The sequence below is a fragment of the Bradyrhizobium algeriense genome (assembly GCF_003062295.1).
In the GTDB taxonomy this organism is placed as follows: domain Bacteria; phylum Pseudomonadota; class Alphaproteobacteria; order Rhizobiales; family Xanthobacteraceae; genus Bradyrhizobium; species Bradyrhizobium algeriense.
Window position 1 is genome coordinate 1 of record NZ_PYCN01000322.1, and the last position, 254, is coordinate 254.

Sequence of the window (254 nt, forward strand, 5' to 3'; positions counted from 1 at the left end):
CATGGCGGGACAACGTGTTCGTCGAACGCCTCTGGCGCAGCATCAAATATGAAGAGGTGTACCTGCGGGCCTATGACAGCGTCAGCGAGGCCCGCAGCTCGATCGGCCGATATCTCGACTTCTATAATCGTACTGAGTCAGAAGGTCGCACGCACGGGAGGCCAGGAATCAAGTAATTGAGGAGATTCGCAATTTGGCGTGTGGAGGGCCAGATGAATCTCGATCAGAGCGGAGATAGCGAGACGCGTTTTGCG

1 pseudogene is annotated in these 254 nt (G+C 55.9%); it reads left to right on the forward strand.

Annotation, left to right across the window (positions count from 1 at the left end):
* A pseudogene (locus C7G61_RS43675) lies at positions 1–176 on the forward strand (integrase core domain-containing protein); the annotation flags it as partial.
* Between the last annotated feature and the right edge of the window lie 78 nt (positions 177–254).